Source organism: Streptomyces sp. NPDC093801 (assembly GCF_040701585.1).
Taxonomy (GTDB): Bacteria; Actinomycetota; Actinomycetes; order Streptomycetales; family Streptomycetaceae; genus Streptomyces.
Genome location: NZ_JBFBDP010000101.1, coordinates 1 through 3,043, shown reverse-complemented (window position 1 = coordinate 3,043; position 3,043 = coordinate 1). Strand labels below are relative to the sequence as shown.

At 71.3% G+C, this 3,043-nt stretch carries 1 protein-coding gene; it reads left to right on the top strand.

Annotation, left to right across the window (positions count from 1 at the left end; translation table 11 throughout):
• Nucleotides 1–27: 27 nt before the first annotated feature.
• On the top strand, nucleotides 28–3,043 hold a 3,016-nt coding region (locus AB0469_RS41000), incomplete at its 3' end, for an amino acid adenylation domain-containing protein (protein WP_366456705.1).

Here is a 3,043-nt window from a genome sequence, read left to right as displayed (position 1 = left end):
GCATTGGACGACCTCGTCGGGTTCTTCGTGAACACACTGGTCCTGCGTACCGACGTCTCCGGTGACCCTGCGTTCAGCGAGCTGCTGGGCCGGGTACGGGAGACGGGTCTGGGCGCCTTCGCGCATCAGGACGTTCCGTTCGAGCGTCTGGTGGAGGAACTCTCCCCCGCCAGGTCCATGGCCCGGCACCCGCTCTTCCAGGTCATGCTCACCCTGCAGAACAACACGGAAGCGGCACTGGAGTTGCCGGACCTCGAGGTCCGGCCGTTCGCCCCTGCCCGGATATCGGCGAGGTTCGACCTCGACCTGACGCTGACGGAGCGGTTCGACCGCGACAGCGCCCCGGCCGGGCTCGCGGGAGCCCTGACCTTCGCGCTCGACCTGTTCGACCGCGGGACGGCCGACCGGATCGGAGAGCGGTTCATCAGCCTCCTGAGTGCCGTGGTCGCCGATCCGCGTCAGCGGATCGGCCGGGTCGACATCCTGGACGCCGGGGAACGGCACCGCGTCCTCACGGAGTGGAACGACACCGCCCGCGACGTACCCACCGTTACGCTCCCGGACCTGTTCGAGGCCCAGGCGACGCGGACACCGGACGCGCCCGCGCTCACCTCCGACGACGTCGAGCTGTCTTATGCGGAGCTGAACGCACGGGCGAACCGGCTGGCCAGGCTGCTCATCGAGCGGGGCGTGGGCCCGGAGACGCCGGTCGGTGTGGCCATGGAACGCTCCGCCGATGCGGTGGTCGCCCTCCTGGCGGTGGCGAAGGCCGGCGGGGCATACCTGCCCATCGACCCCGAATACCCGGCCGAGCGGATCGCCTACGTGCTGGACGACGCGCGGCCCGTGCTGGTGATCACCAGCACCGCGGCGGCGGCGAGCGTGCCGGGCGTGGACATGTCGGCGTGCGTGGTCGTGGACGAGCCGCAGACCGTGGAGCTGCTCGGGCGCTTTGTGGATGGCGACGTGGCGGATGCGGAGCGTGCGGGTGCGCTTTTGCCGTCCCATCCGGCGTACGTGATCTACACGTCGGGTTCGACGGGCCGGCCCAAGGGCGTCGTGGTGCAGCACCAGGGCCTCGCCAGTCTGGCGGCGGAACAGATCGTGCGCTTCGCGCTCGGGGCCGACAGCACGGTCCTCCAGTTCGCCTCGCCGAGTTTCGACGCGGCGATGTGGGAGCTGGTGATGGCTGTGTGCAACGGCGGCCGGCTGGTTCTGGCAGGGCCGGGAAATCGGCTGGCAGGGCCCTCGCTGGCTCGTGTCGTCGCGGATCACGGCGTCACGCATGTGACGGTGCCGCCGGCGGTGTTGGCGACGTTGGAGCCGGATGCGCTGCCGACGGTGTCGACCCTGGTGACGGCCGGCGAGGCCCTGGGTGGCGAGCTGGTGGGCCGGTGGGCTGCGGGCCGCCGGCTGGTGAACGCGTACGGGCCGACGGAGACGACGGTGTGCGCGACGGTGACCGATCCACTGGACGCGGACGCCGTCCCGCACATCGGCTCGCCGCTGGTCAACACGCGGGTGTACGTCCTGGACGGGGGGTTGCAGCCGGTTCCGCCGGGTGTGGCGGGTGAGCTGTACGTGGCGGGTGCGGGTCTGGCCCGCGGGTACCTGAACCGTCCCGGGCTGACGGCGGAGCGGTTCGTCGCCAATCCGTTCGGGGCCGCGGGCGAGCGGATGTACCGCACGGGTGACGTGGTGCGGTGGAACGCGGCCGGTGTGCTGGAGTTCGTGGGCCGGGCCGATGACCAGGTCAAGGTCCGCGGCTTCCGGATCGAGCTGGGCGAGGTCGAGGCCGTGCTGGTCTCGCACCCGTCGGTGGCGCAGGCCACGGTGATCGTCCGTGAGGACACCCCCGGAGACAAGCGCCTGGTCGGGTACGTCGTCCTGCGGCCCGAGGCCGGAGAGGACGGCAGCAGGCTGACCGCTGCCCTTCGGGACTTCGTACGGGGCACTCTGCCGGATCACATGGTGCCTTCGGTGATGATGGTGCTGGACGGACTGCCGTTGACGGTGAACGGGAAGCTGGACCGCAAGGCCCTGCCCGTTCCCGGCCACCACGCCCTCGTGCCGGGCGGCCGGGGGCCCTCGACCGCCCAGGAGGAGATCCTCTGCACCGTCTTCGCCGATGTCCTGGGCCTGCCGAGGATCGGTGTCGACGACAACTTCTTCGAGCTGGGCGGGCATTCGCTGCTGGCCACGCGTCTGGTGAGCCGCATCCGTTCGCTGCTGGGCGTGGAAGTACCGATCCGGGCGCTGTTCGAGGCGCCGACGGTCGCGGGGATCGCCGGCCGACTGGCGGAGGCCGGTCAGGCCCGGCCCGCGCTGACGGCTGCGGCCCGGCCGGACGTGGTCCCGCTGTCGTTCGCGCAGCAGCGGCTGTGGTTCCTGGGCGAGCTGGAAGGCCCCAACCCCGCGTACAACATCCCCGTCGCCCTCCGCCTGACCGGCGACCTCGACCACGACGCACTCCAGGCGGCCCTCCGGGACGCCGTCGCACGGCACGAAGTGCTGCGTACGGTCTTCCCCGCCGTGGACGGTGCCCCGCACCAGCGGATACTCGCCCCGCAGACCCTGCCGATCGACCTCCGGCTGATCGACGCCACCGGTCCCGACGAGCCCCACCTCGCCGAAGCGCTGGCGGCCGCGTCGGGGTACGCGTTCGACCTGCGCGCCGAGATCCCTCTGCGGGCGTCCCTGTTCGCCGTGGGACCGCAGGAGCACGTACTGCTGCTCGTTCTGCACCACATCGCCGGTGACGGCTGGTCCATGGGTCCGCTCGCACACGATCTCTCGACCGCGTATGCCGCGCGTTGTCGTGGTGAGGCGCCGGGATGGGTGCCGTTGCCGGTGCAGTACGCGGATTACACGGTGTGGCAGCGCGGGTTGTTGGGCGATGAGGTCGATCCGGCCGGTGTGCTGTCGCGGCAGTTGGCGTACTGGCGCGAGACGCTCGCGGGTCTGCCGGAGGAGCTGGCGCTGCCGACGGACCGGGTGCGGCCGGCGGTGGCCTCGCACCGTGGCGGTTCGGTGGACCTTCACA